This window comes from Enterobacteriaceae endosymbiont of Donacia crassipes, from assembly GCF_012569785.1.
GTDB lineage: Bacteria > Pseudomonadota > Gammaproteobacteria > Enterobacterales > Enterobacteriaceae.
The window spans coordinates 230,076-256,500 of record NZ_CP046202.1 but is presented as its reverse complement, the minus strand read 5'-3'; the positions used below and the strand labels follow the sequence as shown (position 1 = coordinate 256,500).

The window sequence follows — 26,425 nt, the reverse complement described above, 5'->3', positions numbered from 1 at the left end:
GAGGTAATGGTTCTACAGAAGATTTAACTGCTCGTGTATTAGATTTAGCTTCACCTATAGGACGAGGACAAAGAGGTTTAATAGTAGCTCCTCCAAAAGCAGGAAAAACTATGTTATTACAAAATATTGCACAAAGCATTGCATATAATCATCCAGATTGTGTATTAATAGTTTTACTTATTGATGAACGTCCAGAAGAAGTTACTGAAATGCAACGATTAGTAAAAGGTGAAGTAATAGCATCAACTTTTGATGAACCTCCATCTAGACATGTTCAAGTTTCTGAGATGGTTATTGAAAAAGCAAAAAGATTAGTAGAACATAAAAAAGATGTTATTATTTTATTAGATTCTATGACTCGTTTAGCAAGAGCATATAATACTGTTGCACCTGCATCTGGTAAAGTTCTAACGGGGGGAGTAGATGCAAATGCATTACATCGTCCTAAACGATTTTTTGGAGCTGCAAGAAATGTTGAAGAAGGAGGAAGTTTGACAATTATAGCAACAGCATTAATTGATACAGGATCAAAAATGGATGATGTTATTTATGAAGAATTTAAAGGAACTGGTAATATGGAATTACATCTATCACGTAAAATAGCAGAAAAAAGGGTATTTCCTGCTATAGATTATAATAGATCTGGAACAAGAAAAGAGGAATTATTAAGTTCTACTGAAGAACTACAAAGGATGTGGATTTTAAGAAAAATAATTCATCCTATGAATGAAATAGATGCAATGGAATTTTTAATAAATAAATTATCAATGACAAAAACTAATTATGATTTTTTTAACATGATGAAACGATCTTAATTAATTATATTAATATTTTATTAAAATTTTTTTTAAACAAAAATTTTTAATATAAATAAATATTCATTTAAATATATTATTTAAAAAATTTTTATAAAAAAACTAGACATTTAAGAAATGAATTTGTAATATCAATATTATATAAATTACACTTATACTTAGTTAGATGAAGTACGTCTTCTTGAATAGAAATTTAAGGTTCAATTTTGTTAAAGTGTAAAAATGAATTATTAATTTTTATATTTAAAATTGTGGTGGTTATAGCTCAGTTGGTAGAGCACTGGATTGTGGTTCCTGTTGTCATGGGTTCAATTCCCATTAACCACCCAAAATTTTACGGCGAGTAGCGCAGTTTGGTAGCGCAACTGGTTTGGGACCAGTGGGTCGGAGGTTCAAATCCTCTCTCGCCGATAAAAATAATTTATTACTTATTAAAATTATTTTTAATAAAATATTTTTTTATATCATTAATTGTAATAACTATCATTTTATTTTTTTTTGCAAAAGATATAGCATCAAATTTATTTGCCATAGTTCCATTTTTATTAGTTAATTCACATAATACACCAACAGGTTTCATATTTGCAATTTTTAATAAATCTATTGTTGCTTCAGTATGTCCTTGTCTTTTTAAAAGTCCCCCATTCACAGCTCTTAATGGAAAAACATGTCCTGGTTTATTTAAATCTGTAGGAACTACATTATCAGCAATAGCAGTTTTTATAGTTGTAAATCTATCTTTTGCAGATACTCCAGTAGAAATACCTATTGCTGCTTCAATACTAACAGTAAATCCTGTTTTATAAAAACTAGTATTTTTTTTTACCATCATAGGTAATTTTAATTTTTTACGTAAATATTCTGTAATACATAAACAAATAATACCACTACCATTTCTAATAGAAAAGGCAATATTATCTATAGAAATATTTTCTGCTGCAAAAACAATATCACTTTCATTTTCTCTTTTTTCATCATCTAAAATTAAGATTCCTTTTCCCTTTTTTAATAAATTAATAGCATTTTTAATACGTGTTTCAATATCACCAAATTCTATATTAAGTAAATTCATAAAATAATATTCAAATTTTAATTTAATGATATTATATATTAATTTAATAAAATTAAAAAAATAATATATTTTGATAAACAATAAATTTTTTATATTTTAAAAAAATTTTAGGAGTCATAAATTGAAAATATACTTAGTTGGTGGAGCTATACGTGATCATTTATTAAAAATTAATGTAAAGGATAAAGATTGGGTTGTTGTAGGATCTAATATAAAATTAATGTTAAAATTAGGTTTTAAATTAGTTGGTAAAGATTTTCCTGTTTTTTTACATCCTAAAACATATGAAGAATATGCATTAGCTAGAACTGAACATAAATTTGGACATGGTTATAAAGGATTTAAATATTATGCTACGCCTACTATTACTTTAAAAGAAGATTTATTACGTAGAGATCTTACTATTAATGCTATTGCACAAAATAATTCAGGAAAATTTTATGATCCATATAATGGATTACAAGATATAAAAAATTGCATATTAAGACATGTCTCATCATCATTTAAAGATGATCCTTTAAGGGTTTTAAGAGTAGCTAGATTTGCTGCTAAATTAAAATATTTAAATTTTAAAATTCATGATAGTACATTAAAATTAATGAAAATTATGAGTAATTCTGGAGAATTATTATATTTAAAACCTGAAAGAATTTGGAAAGAAACATATAATGCACTTCAATCAAAAGATCCTCAAATATATTTTCAAGTATTAAAAAAATGCAATGCTTTATCTGTTATTTTCCCAGAAATAAATCAATTATATGGTGTACCTGCTCCATTAAAGTGGCATCCAGAAATTGATACTGGAGTACATACAATGCTTACATTAAAAATTATTTCTAAACTTACGAAAAATGTATCAACAAGATTTGCTGCATTATGTCATGATATAGGTAAAGGATTAACTCCTAAAAAATTATGGCCTAGACATCCAGGACATGGTGTAGCTGGCATACCATTAATTAAAAAATTATGTAAAACATTAAAAATACCTAATAATATTAAAAAATTATCTATATTAGCAGCTCAAATACATGATATTATTCATGATATACATAATCAAAAACCAGAAGATATATTAAATATATACAATATAATTGATGCTTGGCGTAAACCTGAAAGAGTAAAACAAATTGCATTAATAAGTGAAGCTGATGCAAGAGGTAGATTAACATTAGAATCAATAAAATATAAACAAGGTAAATATTTTATTGATATGTATCAATTTATTTCTACATTAAATATTAAAAATATAATTAATAATATTAATTTAAAAGGGATTAATATAAATAAAAAAATTCAAAATGAAAGATTAAAATTATTAAAATGTTTTTTAAAATCTAAATACTAATTAATATTTAATAATATAATTAATATTAAAAATATACGATATATACTAAACCATATTAAAGAAATATTATTTATTACATAAATAAATTTTTTTATTATAAATAAACTAATTATAAATGAAATAAAAAATCCTATAAATAATATTTTAAAATTATTAAAATCTATGATTAAATAATTTTTATATAATTCCAATAAATTGGCACTTAAAATAACAGGTATAGATATAATAAAACAAAAATTAATAGCAACAGAACGTTTTATTCCTAATAATAAACTTATAGATAATGTTGATCCTAATCTAGAAACACCAGGTAATAAAGCTAAACATTGGAAACATCCAATTATAAAATTTAAATCATATGAAATATGATCTATATTATCAATATTATATATTTTAGGTTTATATATTTCAGAAATTAATAATAACATTCCTCCTAAAAATAATCCATATATTATATATATAATATTATTAATTGCTATAATTTTATAATAAAAAATTAATCCTATAAAAATTACTGGTAAAGTAGATATTACTATATTAAATATATTAATTGTTTTTTTATTATAATTCTTATAATAAATTGTATTTAATATAATTTTAATAATTTTTTTCCAAAAAATAATTATAATTGCTAATATTGATCCTAATTGTATTATAATTTCAAAAATTTGTAAATTTTTATTATTAACAATATTTAATATTTTAGAAAAAATAATTACATGAGCACTTGAAGATATTGGTAAAAATTCAGTTAAACTTTGTACTATGCTTAATATTATAACAGAAAAATAATTTAATGTTATCATAATAATTTTAAATATTAAAATTTATAATAAAAAATTATCATCTAAGGATAATTTAGGATTAATAATAATATTATTAAGTATATACTTTTTTTTCTTTAAAAAAAGTTTTTTTGATCCTATATAAGCAATCATTCCTGCATTGTCTGTACATAATTTTTTATTACTATAAAATAATTTAATATTATATTTTTGAAAATTTTGATAAAAAATTTTTCTTAATTTTTTATTTGCACTAACTCCTCCAGCAATAACTAACTGATTTATATGATATTTTTTTAAAGCCCATAAGCTTTTTATATATAGAGTGTCTATAATAGCATCTTCAAATGCGTATGCAATATTTGCTTTAACTTGAAAATTATTTAAATTTTGTTTTTTTATAAAATTTTGTACAAAAGTTTTTAATCCAGAAAAACTAAAATCCAAATTATTTTTTTTAGATATCATTGGTCTAGGAAAAAAAATTTTTTGGGGTATACCATGTTTAGATAATTTAAATAAATTTTTACCCCCAGGATAATCTAATCCTAATAATTTAGATATTTTATCTAAAGTTTCACCTACTGCATTATCTATGTGTTTTCCTAAAATTTTATATTTTCCAAATTTATATACATATATTAATTGTGTATGTCCACCAGAAATTAATAAACCAATAAAAGGAAAACATGGTTTTTTTTTTTGTAACATTATTGAAAATAAATGACCTTCTATATGATTTACTGGAATAATAGGAATATTTAATGCAAATGCTAAAGTATGAGAAACAATTGCTCCTATTATTAAAGAATTTATTTGTCCTGGTCCAGCAGTATAAGCTATAGCATCAATATTTTTCAAATTTTTTTTAATTTTGAATAAAGATTTTTTAATTAGTGGAATAATTTTTTTTAAATGATTCCTAGCGGCTAATTCAGGTACTATACCTCCATATTTAGAATGAATTTTTTGTGTATAAATATTATTACATAATATACCTTTTTTATCATCATAAATAGATACTGATGTATCATCACATGATGTTTCTATACCCATAAAAAGCATATTTCTCCTTAAAATTATAATTTTTTTTATGAATAAAATAAAAAATTATTTATATAATTTAAATTATATATTATAATGTGTTGTTAAAACAATATAAAATTATAATATTGTAATCATAAAATAAAAGGATATTATATGCCGGTTATTAAAATACGTGATAATGAACCATTTGATTTAGCTTTAAGACGTTTTAAACGTTCATGTGAAAAAGCAGGAATTTTATCAGAAGTTAGACGTAGAGAATTTTATGAAAAACCAACAACAGCAAGAAAAAGAGCAAAAGCTTCTGCAATAAAAAGACATATAAAAAAAATATTAAGAGAAAATTCTAAAAGAATTCGTTTATATTAAAAATTATTTATTTTTATAAAAAATAAAAAATTAAAAATTATTTTTATGGTTAAATATATATCTCGTATATTTATTAATAATCTATTAGATCAAGTTGATATTGTAAAATTAATTATAAATAAAATTAAATTAAAAAAAAAAGGTAAAAATTTTTTTGGAATTTGTCCCTTTCATATAGAAAAAAATCCTTCATTTGTTGTTAATTCTGAAAAACAATTATATCACTGTTTTGGTTGTGGTGCACATGGTAATATTATTGATTTTGTTATGAATTATGAAAACTTATCTTTTCTTGAAAGTATAAAATTATTATCAGATATATTTAATATACCAATTAAAAATGATAAAAAATCTTTTCTCTTTAAAAAAGAAATTAAAAATAATATTTATTATCAAATAATGTTCAATTTAAGTTTTTTTTATAAAAATTATTTACTTAAACCTTTGGGTAAAACAGCATTAAAATATTTATTAAATAGAGGATTTAGTTTATATATTATAGAATATTTTTCTATTGGTTTTTCTCCTTTATATTGGGCTAATAAAATATTTCATAATACAAAAAACACAGAAATTTTATTGAATAAATTAAAAATTTTAAAATTAAATAAAAGTAATCATAATTACTATGACATTTTTTATAATCGTATCATATTTCCTATCAGAAATATACATGGATTTGTAGTCGGTTTTGGTGGTAGAGTTCTTAATAATAAAGAACCTAAATATTTAAATTCTTCAGAAAATAATATTTTTTATAAAAGTAATGAATTATATGGATTATTCGAAATAAAGAAAGAAAATAATATTATAAAAAAAATAATGGTAGTAGAAGGTTATATTGATGTAATTAGTCTATTTCAATTTAATATAAAATACGCAGTTGCCGTATTAGGAACTGTAATAACTAATTTTCATATACAAAAATTATTTAACATAACAAATAAAATTATTTATTGTTTTGACGGAGATAAAGCAGGTATAGAAGCACAATGGAACTCTTTAAAAAAGAGTTTACCTTTTTTAATAAAAGGGAAACAAGTACATTTTATGATATTACCTGAGGGAGAAGATCCTGATAGTTTAATTAGAAAAGAAGGGAAAAATCTTTTTGAAAAAAGAATTAACAATACTTTATCATTTTCAAAATTTTTTTTTAAAAGATTATTTTTAAAATCTGTTTTTTCTTCTTGTGAAGAAAAAACAGATTTTGTATATAAAGCTTTATCATTTATAAAATTAATTCCTGATAATTTTTTTCAAATTAATTTAATACAAAAATTAGGAGAAAAAATAGGAATATTAAATTTTCTAGATATATATAATTTATTAGGTAATAAAAAAAAAAAAATTATAAATAATAATTTTAAAAAAACTACTATTCGTAGATTATTAAGTTTATTAATACAAAATCCTAAATTAATTAAATTAGTACCTGAATTTAAATATTTTAAAAATTCGAATATAAATGGTTTATTTTTTTTTATAAAATTTGTAAATTATTATAAAAATCAACATATAACAACTACTGAAATAGTAGAACAATATAGAGGGACAAAATTAAATAAAATTATTAAAATTTTAATAACATGGAATCATATGATTCCTAATCATCAAATAGAAACATTTTTTATATATTTAATAAAGAAATTAAAAATAAATATTTTAGAAAATAGACAAGATTATTTAATATCTTTAGATAGAAAACAAGGATTAAATAATAAAAAAAAACAAGAATTATGGTCTTTAAATAAAATTTTAATTAAAAAAAAAAATAATTTAAAAATTTAAATAAAAAATAATTAAAATATTATAAATAATATATTTTTTAAATAAATAATTTATTTAAATTTTAATAAATAATATTATGGAACTATTTATGGATTATAACTCAAAATTACAGTTTAAACTTCTCGTAACTAGAGGTAAAGAACAAGGTTATTTAACTTTTTCAGAAATTAATGATCATTTACCTGATAGAATAATTAATTCTGATCAAATAAAAAATATTATTCAAATGATAAATGATATAGGTATTCAAGTAATGGAAAAAGCTCCTGATGATGATGATTTAATTTTAAATAATAATAGAAATAATACGACAGAAACAGAAGATGCAGTACAAGTATTATCTAATGTAGAATTAGAAATGGGTAAAACTACAGATCCAATAAGAATATATATGCGTGAAATGGGTACTGTAGAATTATTAACAAGAGAAGGAGAAATTAGTATTGCGAAACGCATAGAAGAAGGTATTAATCAAATACAATTTTCAATAGCTGAATATCCTAAATCTGTTGAATATTTATTAAAACAATATAAAAAAGTTAAATCTGGAGATATTCGTTTATCAGATTTAATACATGGTTTTATTAATGATAATTTTGAACAAAATATTATATCTTCTCATAAAAAATTATCTAATAATATACAAACAGAAAATAATGAAAATATTATAAATAATCAATTAGCTAAAAAAAAATTTTCAAAATTAAAAAAACAATATTATAAAACATTAATTTTTATAAAAAAAAAAGGTAAATATCATAATAAATCATTAAATGAAATTAAAAATCTTTCAAAAATTTTTAAACAATTTCGTTTAGTATCTAAAGAATTTAATTATTTAGTAAATAAAATACGTTCTATAATATCTAAAATACATATAGAAGAACGTAACATAATGAATATTATATTTAAATACTATCATATATCAAAAAAAAATTTTATTTCAATATTTTATTGTAATGAAATAAATAAAAAATTATTTTTTAATAAATTAAAACATTTTCAATATAAAAAAAAATATAATATATATGAAAAAAAATTATTTTTAACTAAATTTAATAATTATATAACTAAATTAATAAATATTGAAAAAAAAACTGGATTAACTATTTTACAAATCAAGAATATTAATAAAAAAATTATTATAGGTGAAACAAAAGCTAAAAAAGCAAAAAAAGAAATGATTGAAGCTAATTTAAGGTTAGTAATTTCTATAGCTAAAAAATATACAAATAGAGGATTACAATTTCTTGATTTAATTCAAGAAGGTAACATAGGCTTAATGAAAGCAGTTGATAAATTTGAATATAGAAGAGGATATAAATTTTCTACATATGCCACATGGTGGATCAGGCAAGCTATAACACGATCCATTGCAGATCAAGCAAGAACTATAAGAATTCCTGTACATATGATTGAAACTATTAATAAACTTAATCGAGTTTCTAGAAAAATATTACAAGAATTAGGTAGAGAACCTACACCAGAAGAACTATCAAAACATATGTTTCTTCCTGAAGATAAAATTAGAAAAGTATTAAAAATAGCAAAAGAACCTATTTCAATGGAAACTCCTATAGGAGATGATGAAGAATCACATTTAAGTGATTTTATTGAAGATAATACTCTAGAATTACCCTTAGATTCTGCAACTTCAGAAAGCTTAAAAGTAGCTACATATAATATTCTTGCTAGTTTAACTCCTAGAGAAGCAAAAGTATTAAGAATGAGATTTGGTATTGATATGAATACAGATCATACTTTAGAAGAAGTAGGTAAACAATTTGATGTCACTAGAGAAAGAATCAGACAAATAGAAGCAAAAGCATTAAGAAAATTACGACATCCTAGTCGATCTGAAATATTAAAAAGTTTTTTAGATAATTAACTAATATAATTTATATATGATTAAGTAATTAATATCTTAATTACTTAATTATATCAAATTTTTTTTTAAAAATATATTTTTTCTTTTTTTCTAATAGTTAATACTTTACTACCGATATCAGTAATAAGTACTGTATGTTCATATTGAGCTGAATTAGTTTTATCTATAGTTTTTACTGTCCAATTGTCATTTGTTAGATATACGTCATGATTTCCAATATTAATCATAGGTTCAATTGTAAATACCATGCCAGGTCTTAGTATGATACCATAATCATATGATTTATAATGTAAAATTTGGGGATCTTCGTGAAAATTTTTACCTATACCATGTCCACAATAATTTTTAACAACAGAAAATTTTTTAGATTCTACATATTTTTGTATTATTTGACCAATTTTATATAATCTAATACCAGGTTTTAAAATATTAATAGCTTTATATAAACTTTTTTTAGCAGTTAAACATAATAATTTAGATATTTTAGAAACATTATTTCCTACCAAAAACATTTTTGATGTATCTCCATAGTAATTATTATATAATACTGTTACATCTATATTTACAATATCTCCATTTTTTAAAATTTCTTTTTTACTTGGTATGCCATGACATACAACATCATTTATAGAAATACATACAGATTTAGGAAATCCTTTATATCCTAAAGTAGCTGATTTAGCTTTTTGAGTTTTTGTAATATAGTTATGACATATATTGTTTATTTCTTCAGTACTAATTCCTGGTATTATATAAGTTTTAATCATTTCTAATACTTTAGCTGCTAATTGACAAGATGTATAAATTTTTTTTATCTCTTTAGAATTTTTAATGAATATTTTCATTATTTTCTTTTATAAAATATTAATTATATAAAATATTATATTATATACTTAAATCTAATAATTATGAAAATAATTAAATTAAGTTTATTTAAGAATAATTTTGTATAAATATTAATTATGTAATATTATTTTAGTTATATATAAAATAAGGATAATATAATGTCTATATCTGTTGATGAAATGTTTAAAGTAGGAGCTCATTTTGGTCACCAAACACGTTATTGGAATCCAAAAATGAAAAAATTTATTTTTAATTATAAAAATAAAATACATATTATTAATTTAGATAAAACTATTCAAATGTTTAATATTGCATTAAAAGAATTAAAAAAAATTACTTCTCGTAAAGGCAAAATTCTATTTATTGGAACAAAAAAAGCAGCATCTAATCTTATAAAGGAGACAGCTATTAATTGTAATCAATTTTTTATTAATCATCGTTGGTTAGGAGGAATGTTAACTAATTGGAAAACTGTTAAAAAATCTATTAAAACATTAAAAGAATTAGAATTACAAAGTAAAGATGGAACATTTAAAAAATTAACAAAAAAAGAAGCTTTAATACGTAATAGAAAACTACTAAAATTAGAAAAAAGTTTAGGTGGTATAAAAAATATGGGAGGATTACCAGATGCTATATTTGTTATTGATATAAATCATGAAAAAATTGCAATAAATGAAGCTAAAAAATTAAATATTCCTATATTTGCTATAGTAGATACTAATTCTAATCCTGAAGGGATTAATTTTGTTATTCCTGCTAATGATGATGCTATTCGTGCTATAAAATTATATTTATATTATGTAACTAAAACTATATTAAAAAATAAATTTAAATTAAATAATAATTTAAAATTAAAATTAATTAGGAGATAATATTGAAAATTGATATTAATAAAATTAAAGAATTAAGAAATATAACAGGTATTAGTATTATAGAATGTAAAAAAGCATTAATAGAAACAAAAGGTAATATACATAATGCAATAAATTATATAAAAAAATATCTTAAAATAGAATCTATTAAAAAATTAAATAATGAAACGAAAGAAGGATTAATTTTAGATTATGTAGTAAAAGATTTCGGAATATTATTAGAAATAAATTGTCAAACAGATTTTGTTACAAAATCAACACATTTTATTAATTTTGGTAATGAAATTTTAAACTATGTTATAAAAAATAATCAAAAAAATATAAATACAATAAAAAAAATTTTTGATCAAAAAAGAATAGAATTAATTGGTCTTTTAAAGGAAAATATATTTATTAATCGTTTAGAATATATTAAAGGTAATTTTATAGGAAAATATATACATCATAGTAGACGTATTGGTATTATTATTAAATCTGATATTAATAATCAATTACTAATGAAAAAAATTTCTATGCATATAGCTATGTTAAAACCAGAATATATACAAGAAAAAGATATTCCTTCTACTATTATAAATAAAGAATATGAATTACAAAAAAATATTGCAATTAAAAAAAATAAACCTAAAATAATTATTAAAAAAATTATAGAAGGACGTATAAAAAAATTTATAAATAATATTACATTATATAATCAAAAATTTTTATTAGATAATAATAAAACAATATTTAATGTTTTAAATGAAAATAAAATGAAAATTTTAAGTTTTTTGTGTTTAGAAATTGGTACAGATTTAATTAAAAATTAATTATTTTATTTATATAAATTAATTAATTATATTTTATAAAATATATAATAAATAAGTGTCTTATGAATACTAAAAAAAAAATAGTTTATAATCGTATTATATTAAAAATTAGTGGAGAATTTTTACAAGGTAAAAATCTATCGGGTATAGATAATAAATTATTAGATTATATTATACAAGAAATAAAAAGTGTTTTACCTTTAGGTATTGAAATTGGCATAGTAATAGGAGGTGGAAATTTATTTAGAGGTAGATATTGTAATGAAAATAATAATGTAAAAAGAGTTTTAGGTGATCAAATTGGTATGATATCAACTATAATTAATGGTTTATTATTATATCATTCTATTAAAAATAAATTAATAAATGTATATTTAATGTCTTCTTTACCAATACAAGGTATTTGTGAAGAATATAATGCTTTTAAAGCAATTGACTTAATCAAAAATAACATAATTATATTAACCGGGGGTATTGGTAATCCATTATTTACTACAGATACTACAGCATGTTTAAAAGCTATAGAATTAGAAGCTGATGCTGTATTAAAAGCAACTAAAGTTGATGGAGTATATTCTAAAGATCCTGCAAATTATTCAAATGCTAAATTTTTTAATATAATAAATTATGATTATGTAATAAAAAAAAAAATAAAAATTATGGATAATACTGCGTTTCTTTTAGCGCGTGATTATAATATACCTATACACATTTTTAATATTCGAAAACCTGGTTCTCTTTATAAAATTTTAACTGGTAACATTATAGGAACAATAATAAAAAATTATTAAATAAATAAATTTAGTTTAAATAAAGGATAATTATATGGATAACAATATTATTATTGATAATAAAAAAAATATGCAAAAATGTTTAGATGCATTTATAAAAAAAGTTAACATTTTATCACAAAATAGATTATCTCCTTACTTATTAAATCATATTTGTTTAAAATTAAATAAAAAATTAATACCTATTAATCATATATCTTCTATAGTTTTAAAAAATAATTTTACTCTTAAAATTACACCATTTGATTCTACAATAAAAAAAAATATAGAAAAAAGCATTATACTTTCAAATTTAGATGTAACAACTAAAATTATCGGGAATAATATATATGTATATATACCTTCTATTACAGAATCTAGAAAGATAAAAATTATTAAAAATCTAAAAATAGAAGCTGAACAAAATAAAATTAATATTAGAAATATACGTAGAAAATCTAACCATAAAATTAAAAATTTATTAAAAAATAAACAAATTGATGAAAATCAAGAAAAAATTTTGTATAATAAAATTCAAAAACAAACAGTATCTTATACTAAAGATATTCAAGAATTTTTAAAAAAAATAGAAAAAAAACTATTATGTTAGTTTTTTTTTATTAAAATATAAATTATTTTTTATTTATTTATTAAATAAAATTTTAAATTTCAAAAAAATGAAAAAAAAATTTTTAAAAAAAAATATTGATCATATTTATTATTATCCTAAACATGTTGCTATTATTATGGATGGTAATAGAAGATGGGCAAAAAAAAATAAAAAATTAAAATTTTTAGGACATAAAGAAGGAATAAAAACTGTAAAGAAAATTATTAGTTTATCTTTAAAATATAAAATTAAAGTATTAACTTTATATGCTTTTAGCAGTGAAAATTGGAAAAGATCTGATCAAGAAATTAAATTTTTAATGAATTTATTCCAAAGAATTTTAGATATAGAAACAATAAATTTAAAAAAACAAGATATATGTTTAAAAATTATTGGTAATATAAATCAATTAAATTTTTCTTTACAAAAATCTATTACTAAAGCAGAACTTTTAACAAAAAATAATCATAAGTTACTATTAAATATAGCCATAAATTATGGTGGTCGTTGGGATATAATTAATAGTGTAAAAAAAATAGCTTTTAAAATTTATAAAAAAATATTACATCCTAATGATATTAATGAAAATATGATAAGTAATTATCTTTGTTTAAATAATATTTTTCCTGTAGATCTAGTAATCAGAACTGGAGGTGAATATCGCATTAGTAATTTTTTAATCTGGCAAATTGCCTATTCAGAATTATATTTTACTCAAACATTATGGCCTGATTTTAATGAATATGATTTTAAACAAGCACTTAATTCTTTTAAAAAAAGAAATCGCCGTTTTGGTGGAAATTAAATAAGTTATTTTTTATTAAAAATTTTATATATCATTATTAGAAAAATTAATATTAATTTTAGGAGTTATGATTTTGATAAATATTTTATATAATATTATAATATTTTGTATTACTATAAGTAGTCTAATTATAATTCATGAATATGGACATTTTTTTATAGCACGTTTTTTTAATACTTATGTCGAATGCTTTTCGTTAGGTTTTGGTAAAAAAATATTTCAGTATCGTGATAAATATGGAACAAATTATATAATAAGATTATTACCTTTTGGTGGGTATGTAAAAATGCCTGAATCGGTAAAAAATAATAATATAAAATATATTAAAAAATTTAAGTTATTATTTTTTTATCAATTAAATTTTTTTAAACAAATACTTATTATATTAGCAGGACCTTTTGCAAATATTTTTTTTGCAATATTTATTTATTTTATAATTTTTTTAATAGGATTACCCATAAAAAAAAATATTATTAATGAAATTAATTATATGTCTGTTGGAAATCTAATTAATTTAGAATCTAATATTGAAATTAAAAAAATTAATAATACTAAAATTAGTAACTGGAATAAGTTAAATATAAAATTAATTAAAAATATTCGTCAAAAAAATAAAATAAATATAGAATTTCATAAAATAAATTCTTCTTTGATTAAAAAAAAAGAATTAAATTTTGATAAAAATTTTCTTAGTTTTATTAATGAAAAAAATTTAATTACAATATTAGGAATATTACCTCAAGAATTAAAAATTTATCCTATTATTAATTATATAATACCAGGATCACCTGCAGAAAAAGCTAATTTAAAAATTGGAGATAAAATTATAAGTATAGAAAATATAAAATTTATAAATTGGTATAATTTTCAAAAAATTATTTATAATAATCCTAATAAAATAATTCATTTAAATATTAAAAGAAAAAATAATAATATAAATTTAAATATTTTATCTTTAACTAAAAAAAATCATGTTGGTTTTTTAGGATTTCTACCCAAAGTAGATAGAAATAAAAATAAATTATATTTTCAATATAAAATAAATTTTACCAAAGCCCTAATAAAATCATTAAATCAAACTTTCAAAATAGTAAAATTAATTCTTAATACTTTTTTATTTTATAATAAAAATAATATTTCTAAATTAAGTGGACCTATTTCTATAGGACATATTGCAAGTATATTATTTCGAAATAAAATTTTATATTATTTCGTATTTTTAGCAATAATCAGTATTAATTTAAGTATAATTAATTTATTTCCTTTACCAATATTAGATGGTGGACAATTATTATTTTTAATTTTTGAAAAAATAATTAATAAAAAAATACCAAATAAAATTAAACAATTAATATATATTTTTAGTATAATTACTTTAATAATAATTATGGGGATTGCATTTATAAATGATTTTCATCGATTTTAAAAAAAAAATTTTAATAAACATTATTTATTATTATAAATTTCTATTTATTTTTTTCTTTATTTTTAATACAAATATTTTTTGTTATGCAAATAGTTTAAATAGAAAAAATAATTGTGTTAATCAAGTTATTTTTTTTGGTTTAAATAAAATAAAATTACAAAATGATGAAATATATTCATATATAACAAAAAATTGTTTTTCTGTAAAAGAAATATTTAATATATTACAAGTAACGTATTTACATAAAATAATAAATAGTATTAATATTATTCAATACAAAAATTTCATATTTGTTAAAATTTTAGAAAAACCAATTATTAATAATATTAAAATTAAAAATAATAAAATTATTAATAATAATCTTATTTTTTTTTTATTAGATAAATTAAACATAAAAAAGAATAATACATTAAATAATGATTCATTATTCCTATTTAAGAAAAATATAAAATTAATTTTTTTAAAAAATTCTATATTTTTTACTTATATAAAAATAAAAATAAAAAAATATTTAAATAATAAAGTTGATATAGAAATTTTATTTAAAAAGTTTAATTATATAAATATTAATACAATTAATTTTGTAGGTAATAAAATTTATAAAACTAATTTTTTATTAAACTATTTAAATATTAATAATAAATTTTTCTTTTTTTTTACAAAAAAAAAGAAATATAAAATTAATAATATTAATCATATTTTAGATCAATTAAATAATTTTTATATAAATCAAGGATATTTAAGATTTGAGATACAAGATATTATACAAAACTCATCATATGATAAAAAAAAATTTTTTTTAACGATAAAAATTAAAGAAAACCAACCGTTTTATTTTAAAAAAATATTAATAAAACTCGATACAAATAAGTATTTAAAAAAACCAATAAAAAATATAATTAATATTATTCCAGGAAAAATTTATAAGACTGATACAGTTATAGGATTAAAATATAAAATAAAAAAATTTTTAAAAGAAAATGGATTTTTAAATCCTAAAGTAATGATACAATCTATTATAGATAGAAAAAAAAACACAGTAAATATTATAGTTTATATAAAAACTAATAATAAATATTATATAAGAAAAATAGATTTTGTAGGGAATAATTATACTAAAGATTTTCTTTTAAGAAATGAATTATTACAATCAGAAGGTGATTTATTAAATATTAAATTAATAAAAAAAACAAGAGAGAAATTATTATCTTTGGGATACTTTAATAGAGTAGAAATTTTTTTATATAAAAATAATGATTTAAAAAATACATTAAATGTAATATTTAAAGTTGATGAAAAAAATGAAGGTTTTTTAAGAACAGGATTAGGCATAATTAAAGGTGGATCATTAGGATTAAATACTATTTTACAACAAAATAATTTTATAGGTACTGGATATGATATAGATATTGATTTTCATAAAGATTTTTATCACTATTATTTAGAAATATTTATTATGAAAAATCATGCTTTTTTTAAAAAAATTAATTCTGGTATAAAAATATTTTTGAATTCTATAAACGAAAACGATAATTTTTTTTATAATTATATAAATAAAAATAAAGGATTTTTAGGAATATTTAAATTACCAATTAATCATAAATTTTTTATAGAAAGTAATATTGGATTTATTAAAAATAAAATTAGTAATATTGAACCACAATTATCATTATGGAATTATCTTAGATATATAGGATATCAAAAATATAATAAATCATATAAATATTATTTATTAGATGAATTCGTAATTCATTATAAATTTATATTTAAAAATTTAGATAATTTTAATTATCCATCAAATGGTATTTTAAGTTCTTTAGATACTTATTTTTCCATTCCATGGTATAGTAAAAATCGTTATTATAAAATTATTTTTAATTATTTACAATATTTTCCTTTATTTCATTTACAAAAATTACAAAATAATTTACAAAATAATGATTTTATTATTTTTTTATTTAAAAGTAATTTTAGTTATGGTAATGGTTTTTTAGGTGGTAAATATCCTTTTTACAAAAATTTTTATTTAGGTGGATCTAATTCTATTAGAGGTTTTCAAATCAATACTATTGGTCCTAAAGGTGTATATTATTCTTCAACAGAATATAATTGTAGTGATAAAAAAACTATTTGTTTATCGAATATGCCAATAGGTGGTAATGTTTTATTTTATATAAATAATGAATTAATTATTCCTTTATCTTTTATAAAAAATAAATTTATAAAACAGATAAGATCTTCTATTTTTTTAGATATAGGTAATTTAATTGATACTACATGGAAAAATAATTATTTATTTAAATTATATAAAATTCCTAAATTTAATCTTTTTTTTCAAATAAGATCTTCTATAGGTTTATCTTTTCAATTTCATACTTCATTTGGTGATATAATTATTTCTTTTGCATATCCAATTAAAAAATATAAAATGGATAAAATTCAATTTTTTCAATTTAATTTTACTCAAAATGGGAATAATTATTTAAAATAGGAATATTTAAATATGAAAAATTTTTTTAAATTTACATTATTAATTTTAATTTTTTTTAATTTAACTAACAATCAAGCTTATTGTTGTACAAAAATAGTAGTAGTTAATATTGCTAAAATTTTTGATATAATACCTCAAAAAGAAAAGATAACCAAAAAATTAGAAAAAGAATTATATTCTGATTTTTTAGTTGTTAAAAAAATGAAAAAATTATTTTTATCTAAAATAAAACGATTAGAAAATAAAAATTTATCTAAAAAATCAAGAGAAAATTTAGAAAAAGAAATAAAATATGAAAAAAAAATTTTAATGAAAAAAATAAAATTTTATACAAAAAAGAATCATCAAAAACAAGAAAATGCACGTAATAAAATATTAATTTTTATTCATAAATTAATAAATATTATTGCTGAAAAGGATAATTATAATATTGTTTTAGATATTTCTTCAATAGCATATATTAAAAATATTAAAGATATAACAAATGATGTAATTAATTTAGCAATTCAACAAAATAATATTTTATTTATATTATAAATATAATAAAATTAAATTAAAAATTTATATGTATAATAAGAATTATTATGTTGAATATTAATGAAATTTTATCTATTTTACCACATAGGTATCCATTTATTTTAGTAGATAAAATTATAGCATTCAAAAAATTTAAATATTTGAATGCTATAAAAAATATTTCTATTAATGAGCCTTTTTTTCAAGGACATTTTCCTAAAAATCCTATTTATCCCGGAACATTGTTATTAGAATCTATGATTCAAACTACAGGATTATTAATTTATAAAAGTAATAAAAATCAAAAAAAATTTATGTATTATGTAGCTGGTATTGATCAAGTTCGTTTTAAAAAATTTATTTTTCCAGGAGATCAAATAATAATAGAAAGTTTTTTAAAAAAAAAAAAAAACTCTTTTATATTTTTTAATAGCATAGCTAAAATTAATAATAAAATTATTTGTAAAGCAAAATTTATATGTACATATATTCAAAAATAAAATTTTATTTTTATAAAAAAATAAAATTTAAATTTAATTAAAAATTTTTGTGAATTAACATAAAATATGAATTATCCTAAATTTGTACATTTACATGTACATAGTGACTATTCTATTAGAGATGGTCTTGCTAAAATAGAACAAATTATAAATAAAGCTAAAATATTTAATATGCCTGCTATAGCTGTTACAGATTTTAATAATATATTTGGTTTAGTTAAATTTTATAAAAAATCACATAATTTAGGATTAAAAGCTATAACTGGAGCTGATTTTAAAATTAAAAATTTAAATACTTATAATAATTGTAAATATTCCAAAATAACCATATTAGTAATAAATAATACTGGTTATCAAAATTTAAAATTATTAATATTTAATAGCTATCAAAATGGTTATGATAATAACTTAGGTCCTATAATAACTTATAATTTACTTGCAAAATATAATAAAGGATTAATTGTATTATCTGGTGGAATAAAAGGAGAAATAGGGAAAAATCTTTTACAAAAAAATAATTTTTCAATAAAAAATTTAATTTTTTTTTATAAAAAATATTTTAATAATCGTTTTTATTTTGAAATTATACGTACAAATCGTATGTATGAAGAAGATTATATTAATTTAATTATAGATTTATCAAGTTATTTTGCTATTCCTTTAGTTGCTACTAACGATGTACGTTTTTTAAATAAAGAAGATTATTATGCGCATGAAATTCGTATTGCAATTAATAAAGGTTTTACTATAAATAAAAATCATAAAAATTCTCATTATAGTAAAGAACAATTTTTAAAAAGTACAGAAGAAATGTGTATTTTATTTAAAGATATACCTGAAGCATTATTTAATAGTGTAGAAATAGCAAAAAGATGTAATCTATTTTTGTCATTAGGTAAATATTTTTTACCAAAATTTATAATTAATAAAAATATAACACCAGAAAATTATATTATTAAAAAAGCTTATATAGGTTTAAAAAATAAATTAAATATTTTATATTCTAATGTAAATGATTTCAAAAAAAAATATATAAAATATCAAAAAAGATTAAATCAAGAATTAAAAGTTATTAATCAAATGGGTTTTCCTAGTTATTTTCTTATAGTTATGGAATTTGTTCAGTGGGCTAAAAAAAATAATATTCCTGTAGGACCAGCAAGAGGTTCAGGCGCAGGTTCTTTAACAGCTTATGTTTTAAATATTACTAATTTAGATCCTATAAAATTTGATTTAATTTTTGAAAGATTTTTAAATAAAGAAAGAATATCTTTACCAGATTTTGATATTGATTTTTGTATGGAAAAACGTGATTTAGTTATTAATCATGTAAAAAAAATATATGGATATAAATCAGTATTTCAAATTATAACATTTGGAACAATGACTGCAAAATCTGTTATTAGAGATGTTGGAAGAGTTTTAGGTTATCCATATGATTTTATTAATCGTATTTCAAAATTAATTCCTTTAGATATAGGTATTAATTTAAAAAAAGCTTTTTTAAAAAATAAAATATTATTTAATTTATATAAATCAGATAATAATATTAAAGAATTAGTAAATACATCTTTAAAATTAGAAGGTACAATTAGAAATATCGGAAAACATGCTGGAGGTGTTGTTATTTCTCCTGATAATATTATAAAATATACAACTATATATTGTGATTGTAATGGTAATAATAGAGTTACTCAATTTGATAAAAATGATATAGAAGATATTGGTTTAGTAAAATTTGACTTTTTAGGTTTAAGAACTTTGACTGTTATTCATTATGCAGTAAAAATGATTAATACAAAACTTATTAAAAATAATAAAAAATTATTAGAAATTAATAATCTTGTTTTAAATGATAAAAATATTTATAATTTTTTACAAACAGCTCAAACTACAGGAATTTTCCAATTAGAATCAAAAGGTATTAAAGAACTAATTATACAATTAAAACCTGATAATTTTGAAGATTTAATAGCATTATTAGCTTTATATAGACCAGGTCCATTACAATCAGGAATGGTTGAAAATTTTATTAATAGAAAACATGGTAGAGAAATTATTTCATATCCTGATAAAAATTGGCAACATGAAAAATTAAAACCAATATTAAAATCTACTTATGGTATTATTTTATATCAAGAACAAGTAATGAAAATTGCTCAAGTATTAGCAAATTATAGTTTAGGAGAAGCAGATATTTTAAGAAGAGTAATTAGTAAAAAACAACATAAAGAAATGTCAAAACAAAGAAAACGTTTTTTACAAGGTTCTAAAAAATTAAATATTGATAATACTTTATCTATGAAAATTTTTGATTACTTAGAAAAATTTTCATCATATGGATTTAATAAATCTCATTCTGCTGGATATGCTTTAATATCTTATCAAACTTTATGGTTAAAAGTATATCATCCATCAGAATTCATGGCAGCAGTGTTAACATCAGAAATGGATAATAAAAATAAAATTATTCATTTAATACATGAATGTAAAAAAATGAAAATTAAAATTTTATCACCTAATATTAATACTAGTTTATACAAATTTCATGTTAATGAAAATGGATATATTATTTATGGATTAGGAGCTATTAAAGGTATTGGCCAACAATTAGCATTTAATATATTAGATGCTAGAAAAAAAATAGGTTATTTTAAATCCATATTTCATTTTTTTACAAAAATTAATTTTTCTAAACTTAATAAAAAAATTATAGAAACATTAATATTATCTGGATCATTAGATTCATTTAAATTTAATAGAGGAGTATTAATAAATAACTTGGAAAAAATTATAAAATTAACAAATAAATATTTAGAAGAAAAACAAACCAAGCAAATAGATTTTTTTAATAAAAAAAATACTTTTTTATTAAAAGATGATAATTATATTTATAATGATATTAATTTATCATGGATAAATAAAGATATTCTTATAAAAGAAAAAAATATTTTAGGTTTTTATTTAACAGGACATCCACTAGATGGGTTTTTAAAAGAAATTTTTTTTTATACTAAAAAAAATAATATACAATATTTTTTAAAAAATTATAAAAAACCAATAAGAGTTACAATAGGTGGAATAATTAATAATATTCGTACTACTTATAATAAAAAAAAACAAAAAATATTATTATTTAATTTGGATGATAATTCTGCTGTATTAGAAATACATTTATTTTTAGATATATTAAGTAATAAAAATGATTTAATTACATTAAATAATATAGTTATTATAAATGGAATATTATATTTTAATAACTTTTTAAAATTATTTATATGTGACGTAAATCATATTACAGATATAACAACTGCTAGAGAAAAATATTTAAATAAAATAAATATTATTTTTAAAACTAAAAAAGTTTTATATAATATTTCTTTTTTAAAAAATTTAAAAAAAATACTTTTTCTTGAAAAAAAAAATTATAAAAAGAATATACAAATATATTTTTTTTATGAAAAACTAAATTTTAGAAAAAAGATTTATTTTAACAAATCTTATTTTATTTCAACTGAAATAAATATTTTTAATAAATTTATTAATTTACTAAATCAAAAATATATTAAATTAGAATTTAATTAAAACTAATATTTTCAATTAAAAAATTATAAATAAACATATAATGATATTAATAAAAAAAGAAATACAATCAATATTATATAATTTTAAAAATATTTTATTAGCATATAGTGGAGGAATAGATTCTACTGTATTATTATATAATTTAGTAAAATTAAGAAAAAAATATCCTCTTATAATAAGAGCTATCCATATTAATCATAATTTAAATAAAAGATCTAATGATTGGATGAAATTTTGTTTTTCAGAATGTAAAAAATTAAATGTATTATTTATACATAAAAATATTTATATAAATAAAAAAAATAATATAGAAGAATATGCACGTAAAAAAAGATATCAAATTTTTAAAAAAATTATAAAAAATGATGAAATTTTAGTTACTGCTCATAATTTAGATGAACAATGTGAAACTTTTTTTTTATCTTTAAAAAGAGGAAGTGGACCTAAAGGATTATCAGGTATATCTATAATTAGAATTATAAATGATTTTAAAATATTCCGTCCTTTTTTAAATATAAGTAAAAATAATATAATTAATTATGCTATAAAAAAAAAAATAAATTGGATAGAAGATCCTAGTAACAAAAATATAAAATATGATCGTAATTTTTTACGTAATATTATTTTACCAAAAATGATTGATAGATGGCCATCTTTTCAAATAACTCTTGCTAGATCAATTAAAAATTATAATGAACAAGAAAAATTATTACATGATTTAATTAAACCTATATTAATAAGATTAATTCAAAAAGATAAAAGTTTGTTTATTTCTCCTTTATATCATTTTAATATAATTAAAAGAAACTTTATTATTAGAAAATGGATAGAGTATAATAAATATTATTATATGCCATCTAGAAAATTATTAAATATTATATGGAATGAAGTTATTTGTTGTAAAAATAATAATAATCCTCAAGTTAAAATAGGGGAATATATTATTAGAAAATATAAAAATTATTTATTTTGTATAAAATATTTTCCTGATTTAAAAAAAAAAATTTTAGTATGGAATAATTTAAAAAAACCTTTAATTTTACCTAATAAATTAGGTAAAATAATAATTTTTTATTATAAAAACTATAAAAAAAAATTAATATGTATTAGAAAACCAAAAAATAATGAAATTATATATATAAAATTTAATAATTCAACAGAAAAATATTATTTTAACAATGCTAAATATAAAAAAAATATTAATAATATATGGAAAAATTTAAATATTCCTAAATGGAAAAGAGAGCAAATTCCATTATTATTTTATAATAAAAAATTAATTGTTGAATTAGAAAATCAATTAATTACACAATATGGACAAACTGATATTACAGAAAAAAATAATTGGTTTATTTATTTCCAAAAAAAATATTAAAACATTTATTCATTTTTATCTTTTTTAAAATAAAATCAATAATTAAATTTATAGATAAAATTTTTGTAAACCCTGTTTTTCTACATTTATATTCAATATTATTATTTATAATATTAAAATTATTAATTATAATAATATGAGGAATCCCAATAAGATCAATATCAGCAAACATTACTCCTGGATTTTCTCTTCTATCATCTATTATAACTTCTATACCTAATAATTTAAATTTTTTATAAAGTAAAAGAGCATTTTTTTTAACTATAGTAAATTTATACATATTAATTGGGATAATAGCTACTAAAAAAGGTGCTAAAAATTCATTTGGCCAATATATTCCTTTAGAATCATGATATTTTTCTATAATAGCAGCAATTAATCTTGATATACCAATACCATAACAACCCATATATATTAATTGTTTTAATTTTTCTTTATTATATATATAATTATTCATTAGTTTAGAATATTTTGTGCCAATTTGAAAAATATGTGCTATTTCTATACTATGTTTAATTTTTATTATACTTTTACCATCTGGTGTAATATCATTATTATTTACATAACGAATATCTTGAATATTATTTGGTAAAGGTAAATTAATATTCCAATTTGTATTTATAGAATATTGATTTTTAATATTAGTTCTTATAACAAAATTATACATATTTATTATAGAATAATCTCCAATAACAGGTATTTTTAAAAAAAATGGATCTATGAAATTTATATTAATTTCAAAAATTTTTTCTATTTCTTTATCTGATAAAATTTTCATTATATTAATATTCATTTTTTTTATTTTATAAATGTTTAATTTATGATCTGCTCTAATCATTAGGGAAATAAAAGGATTTTTTTTATTTGATACTTTAATAATAATTACTTGAATAATATTTTTTATTGATATATTAATTCTTTTAGCTAATTCTTTATAAGAGAAACAGTTATCTACTATTAATAATTTTTTTTTTAAAAATTTTTTTTGATTTATGTTTAATTTTTTAGATAACAAAAAATTTCCTAATTCCATATTCATAATATATTTTTTATCTTTAGATAAAGCAAGTAAATTTTCTCCATTTTTAGATAAAATATGAAATTCATGAGAAATATTACCTCCGATAATGTTATTATCGGCTTTAACTATAACATAATCAATATTTAAAAAATTAAATATTTTTTTATAAGTTTTTAATACAACATTATACGTTTCTTTTAAAGAAATTTTATTCATATGAAATGAATAACTATCTTTCATTAAAAATTCTTTTGCACGTATAACTCCTAAACGAGATCTAATTTCATCTCTAAATTTAGTTTGAATTTGATAAAAATGAACTGGTAAAGATTTATATGATATAATTTCATTATTTATTAAATAGGTAATAACTTCTTCATGTGTTGGGCCTAAAACAAAATTATGTTTTTTACGATCTATAATTTTCAATAATTCTTTACCATAATCATTTATACGACCACTTTGATTCCATATATTAATAGGATGTAATGTTGGTAATATTAATTCAATAGCATTAATATTATTCATGAAATAACGTATAATTTTTTTCAAATTATTAATAATTCTTAATCCAGTTGGTAACCAAATATATATTCCTGAAGATAATTTTCTAATTATTCCTGATTTAATCATTAAAGTAAAACTATTGAGATTATTATTACATATTTTGTTTTTAGATGTAAAAAATACATATTTTGTTGATAACATTATTATTCCTTTAAATTTTTAATATTTTAAAATTTATTTATATAAATAAATTTTTTTTGATAAAATAAATAATTTAACCAATTTAAAAATAATAAATTACCATGACTTCTCCAATTAATTTTAGGTTTTAATTTTGGATTATTTAAAGGATAATAATTATATGGTATATTAATTAATTTAAATTTATTTTTTAAATCATTTAAATATTCTTCATTTATTGTTAAAGCGTCGTATTCTGGATGACCAGTAATAAATATATATTTATTTTTTTGACTAGTAAAAAGATATACACCTGCTTTTTTAGAAGTAGCAATTATGTTTAAATCAGTATAATTTTTAATAATATCTAATGAAAAATTAGAATATCTAGAATGAGGGACAAAAAAATAATCATCGAATCCTTGAATTAAACAATTATTTTTTAATAAAATTTTATGTTTAAATATACCTAATAATTTTGATTGATTAATTTTTTTAGGAATTTTATATAAAATATTTAATATTGCTTGTACAGACCAACATATAGATAAAATAGAATTTACATGTTCATGAGCCCAATGTATAATTTTTACAAATTCTTTCCAATATCTAATATCAGTAAAATTAATTAATCCTAAAGGTGCTCCTGTAATAATTAAACCATCATAATATTTATTATTAATTTGATCTAAATGAGAATAATATTTATTAATGTGATGAATAGATAAATAATTTGATGATTTATTATCACTTACTGCTAACAATGATAAATCTATTAGTAATGAAGAATTAGATAATAATCTAATTATTTGATTTTCTGTATCAATTTTTTTAAACATTAAATTTAAAAAAAGAATTTTAAGTTGACTAGGATATTTTTTTTTTGTTTTTTTTAATAAAAATATATTTTCTTGTTTTAAAATATTAATTGCTGGTAATTCTTTATGTACTATAACTGGCATATATTTTTATTCCTTATTTAAATATAAAA

The 26,425-nt window shown here is 18.4% G+C and carries 22 protein-coding genes and 2 tRNA genes; 18 read left to right on the top strand and 6 right to left on the bottom strand.

Annotated elements, in window-relative coordinates; translation table 11 throughout:
* From rho to GJT95_RS01175, 3 genes are all read left to right on the top strand, one after another.
* Nucleotides 1-815, top strand: an 815-nt coding sequence (gene rho, locus GJT95_RS01185; RefSeq protein ID WP_169785960.1) for a transcription termination factor Rho, incomplete at its 5' end; no start/stop codon positions are given.
* A gap of 254 nt (nt 816-1,069) precedes the next feature.
* Nucleotides 1,070-1,142: transfer RNA gene (locus GJT95_RS01180), tRNA-His, on the top strand.
* 10 nt (nt 1,143-1,152) lie between these two features.
* A tRNA-Pro gene (locus tag GJT95_RS01175) sits at nt 1,153-1,226 on the top strand.
* A 13-nt stretch (nt 1,227-1,239) separates the two neighbouring features.
* Here the strand turns inward: GJT95_RS01175 and ribB are convergent.
* A complete protein-coding gene (ribB, locus tag GJT95_RS01170) occupies nt 1,240-1,887 on the bottom strand; it encodes a 3,4-dihydroxy-2-butanone-4-phosphate synthase (protein ID WP_169785959.1) in 648 nt (215 codons plus the stop codon).
* A gap of 121 nt (nt 1,888-2,008) precedes the next feature.
* Here ribB and GJT95_RS01165 point away from each other — a divergent pair, with 121 nt between their 5' ends.
* Nucleotides 2,009-3,238 carry a multifunctional CCA addition/repair protein gene (locus tag GJT95_RS01165; RefSeq protein ID WP_169785958.1) on the top strand — a complete coding sequence of 410 codons (1,230 nt, stop codon included), beginning with the start codon at nt 2,009-2,011 and terminating at the stop codon, nt 3,236-3,238.
* Here the strand turns inward: GJT95_RS01165 and uppP are convergent.
* Nucleotides 3,235-4,044 (bottom strand): undecaprenyl-diphosphatase UppP, encoded by an 810-nt coding sequence (gene uppP / locus GJT95_RS01160; protein ID WP_169785957.1) that lies wholly within the window; start codon nt 4,042-4,044, stop codon nt 3,235-3,237. The two genes, GJT95_RS01165 and uppP, sit on opposite strands and share 4 nt — an antisense overlap.
* Nucleotides 4,045-4,065: 21 nt before the next feature.
* Nucleotides 4,066-5,088 (bottom strand): tRNA (adenosine(37)-N6)-threonylcarbamoyltransferase complex transferase subunit TsaD, encoded by a 1,023-nt coding sequence (gene tsaD / locus GJT95_RS01155; RefSeq protein ID WP_169785956.1) that lies wholly within the window; start codon nt 5,086-5,088, stop codon nt 4,066-4,068.
* Between the two features lie 135 nt (nt 5,089-5,223).
* On the opposite strand from tsaD, the gene rpsU reads away from it, so the two are divergent.
* The 3 genes from rpsU to rpoD all read left to right on the top strand — a co-directional run bounded on the left by rpsU (nt 5,224) and on the right by rpoD (nt 9,118).
* Nucleotides 5,224-5,439 carry a 30S ribosomal protein S21 gene (rpsU, locus tag GJT95_RS01150; RefSeq protein ID WP_168821790.1) on the top strand — a complete coding sequence of 72 codons (216 nt, stop codon included), beginning with the start codon at nt 5,224-5,226 and terminating at the stop codon, nt 5,437-5,439.
* A 45-nt stretch (nt 5,440-5,484) separates the two neighbouring features.
* Nucleotides 5,485-7,230, top strand: a complete 1,746-nt coding sequence (gene dnaG, locus GJT95_RS01145; RefSeq protein WP_169785955.1) for a DNA primase — start codon at nt 5,485-5,487, stop codon at nt 7,228-7,230.
* A gap of 88 nt (nt 7,231-7,318) precedes the next feature.
* The gene (rpoD, locus tag GJT95_RS01140; RefSeq protein WP_169785954.1) at nt 7,319-9,118 is read left to right on the top strand and encodes an RNA polymerase sigma factor RpoD; all 1,800 of its coding nucleotides are present in this window, start codon (nt 7,319-7,321) and stop codon (nt 9,116-9,118) included.
* A gap of 65 nt (nt 9,119-9,183) precedes the next feature.
* On the opposite strand, the gene map is transcribed toward rpoD, so the two are convergent.
* Entirely contained in the window at nt 9,184-9,963 is a 780-nt protein-coding gene (gene map, locus GJT95_RS01135; RefSeq protein WP_169785953.1) for a type I methionyl aminopeptidase, read from the bottom strand.
* 159 nt (nt 9,964-10,122) lie between these two features.
* Here map and rpsB point away from each other — a divergent pair, with 159 nt between their 5' ends.
* From rpsB to tilS, 11 genes are all read left to right on the top strand, one after another.
* On the top strand, nt 10,123-10,839 hold the full coding sequence (gene rpsB / locus GJT95_RS01130) for a 30S ribosomal protein S2 (protein ID WP_425482514.1): 717 nt from the start codon (nt 10,123-10,125) through the stop codon (nt 10,837-10,839).
* Between the two features lie 2 nt (nt 10,840-10,841).
* Complete coding sequence (gene tsf, locus GJT95_RS01125) at nt 10,842-11,648, top strand: translation elongation factor Ts (RefSeq protein ID WP_169785952.1); 807 nt, start codon at nt 10,842-10,844, stop codon at nt 11,646-11,648.
* A 62-nt stretch (nt 11,649-11,710) separates the two neighbouring features.
* Nucleotides 11,711-12,439, top strand: coding sequence for a UMP kinase (gene pyrH, locus GJT95_RS01120; RefSeq protein WP_169785951.1), 729 nt, complete (start codon nt 11,711-11,713; stop codon nt 12,437-12,439).
* 34 nt (nt 12,440-12,473) lie between these two features.
* On the top strand, nt 12,474-13,028 hold the full coding sequence (locus tag GJT95_RS01115; RefSeq protein WP_169785950.1) for a ribosome-recycling factor: 555 nt from the start codon (nt 12,474-12,476) through the stop codon (nt 13,026-13,028).
* A gap of 67 nt (nt 13,029-13,095) precedes the next feature.
* Entirely contained in the window at nt 13,096-13,833 is a 738-nt protein-coding gene (uppS, locus tag GJT95_RS01110) for a polyprenyl diphosphate synthase (protein WP_169785949.1), read from the top strand.
* 73 nt (nt 13,834-13,906) lie between these two features.
* Nucleotides 13,907-15,259: an RIP metalloprotease RseP gene (gene rseP, locus GJT95_RS01105; RefSeq protein WP_169785948.1), complete on the top strand. Its 1,353-nt coding sequence runs from the start codon at nt 13,907-13,909 to the stop codon at nt 15,257-15,259.
* A complete protein-coding gene (gene bamA, locus GJT95_RS01100) occupies nt 15,240-17,750 on the top strand; it encodes an outer membrane protein assembly factor BamA (RefSeq protein WP_169785947.1) in 2,511 nt (836 codons plus the stop codon). The genes rseP and bamA overlap by 20 nt, the downstream gene beginning before the upstream one ends.
* 12 nt (nt 17,751-17,762) lie before the next feature.
* A complete protein-coding gene (locus GJT95_RS01095) occupies nt 17,763-18,287 on the top strand; it encodes an OmpH family outer membrane protein (RefSeq protein WP_169785946.1) in 525 nt (174 codons plus the stop codon).
* A 47-nt stretch (nt 18,288-18,334) separates the two neighbouring features.
* A complete protein-coding gene (fabZ, locus tag GJT95_RS01090; RefSeq protein ID WP_169785945.1) occupies nt 18,335-18,766 on the top strand; it encodes a 3-hydroxyacyl-ACP dehydratase FabZ in 432 nt (143 codons plus the stop codon).
* A gap of 66 nt (nt 18,767-18,832) precedes the next feature.
* On the top strand, nt 18,833-22,351 hold the full coding sequence (gene dnaE / locus GJT95_RS01085; protein WP_169785944.1) for a DNA polymerase III subunit alpha: 3,519 nt from the start codon (nt 18,833-18,835) through the stop codon (nt 22,349-22,351).
* Nucleotides 22,352-22,391: 40 nt separating this feature from the next.
* Nucleotides 22,392-23,726, top strand: coding sequence for a tRNA lysidine(34) synthetase TilS (gene tilS, locus GJT95_RS01080; protein WP_169785943.1), 1,335 nt, complete (start codon nt 22,392-22,394; stop codon nt 23,724-23,726).
* Here the strand turns inward: tilS and GJT95_RS01075 are convergent.
* Entirely contained in the window at nt 23,701-25,455 is a 1,755-nt protein-coding gene (locus GJT95_RS01075) for a proline--tRNA ligase (protein ID WP_169785942.1), read from the bottom strand. The two genes, tilS and GJT95_RS01075, sit on opposite strands and share 26 nt — an antisense overlap.
* 26 nt (nt 25,456-25,481) lie before the next feature.
* On the bottom strand, nt 25,482-26,396 hold the full coding sequence (locus tag GJT95_RS01070; RefSeq protein ID WP_169785941.1) for a homoserine O-succinyltransferase: 915 nt from the start codon (nt 26,394-26,396) through the stop codon (nt 25,482-25,484).
* Between the last annotated feature and the right edge of the window lie 29 nt (nt 26,397-26,425).

Coding starts and splice junctions, on each gene's coding strand:
- GJT95_RS01115 (WP_169785950.1), top strand. CDS start 12,474: ATGGATAACAATATTATTATTGATAATAAAAAAAATATGCAAAAATGT.
- uppS (WP_169785949.1), top strand. CDS start 13,096: ATGAAAAAAAAATTTTTAAAAAAAAATATTGATCATATTTATTATTAT.
- tsaD (WP_169785956.1), bottom strand. CDS start 5,088: ATGCTTTTTATGGGTATAGAAACATCATGTGATGATACATCAGTATCT.
- ribB (WP_169785959.1), bottom strand. CDS start 1,887: ATGAATTTACTTAATATAGAATTTGGTGATATTGAAACACGTATTAAA.
- pyrH (WP_169785951.1), top strand. CDS start 11,711: ATGAATACTAAAAAAAAAATAGTTTATAATCGTATTATATTAAAAATT.
- rpsU (WP_168821790.1), top strand. CDS start 5,224: ATGCCGGTTATTAAAATACGTGATAATGAACCATTTGATTTAGCTTTA.
- GJT95_RS01095 (WP_169785946.1), top strand. CDS start 17,763: ATGAAAAATTTTTTTAAATTTACATTATTAATTTTAATTTTTTTTAAT.
- GJT95_RS01075 (WP_169785942.1), bottom strand. CDS start 25,455: ATGTTATCAACAAAATATGTATTTTTTACATCTAAAAACAAAATATGT.
- rpsB (WP_425482514.1), top strand. CDS start 10,123: ATGTCTATATCTGTTGATGAAATGTTTAAAGTAGGAGCTCATTTTGGT.
- GJT95_RS01070 (WP_169785941.1), bottom strand. CDS start 26,396: ATGCCAGTTATAGTACATAAAGAATTACCAGCAATTAATATTTTAAAA.
- uppP (WP_169785957.1), bottom strand. CDS start 4,044: ATGATAACATTAAATTATTTTTCTGTTATAATATTAAGCATAGTACAA.
- dnaE (WP_169785944.1), top strand. CDS start 18,833: ATGAATTATCCTAAATTTGTACATTTACATGTACATAGTGACTATTCT.
- map (WP_169785953.1), bottom strand. CDS start 9,963: ATGAAAATATTCATTAAAAATTCTAAAGAGATAAAAAAAATTTATACA.
- bamA (WP_169785947.1), top strand. CDS start 15,240: ATGATTTTCATCGATTTTAAAAAAAAAATTTTAATAAACATTATTTAT.
- tilS (WP_169785943.1), top strand. CDS start 22,392: ATGATATTAATAAAAAAAGAAATACAATCAATATTATATAATTTTAAA.
- dnaG (WP_169785955.1), top strand. CDS start 5,485: ATGGTTAAATATATATCTCGTATATTTATTAATAATCTATTAGATCAA.
- fabZ (WP_169785945.1), top strand. CDS start 18,335: ATGTTGAATATTAATGAAATTTTATCTATTTTACCACATAGGTATCCA.
- rpoD (WP_169785954.1), top strand. CDS start 7,319: ATGGATTATAACTCAAAATTACAGTTTAAACTTCTCGTAACTAGAGGT.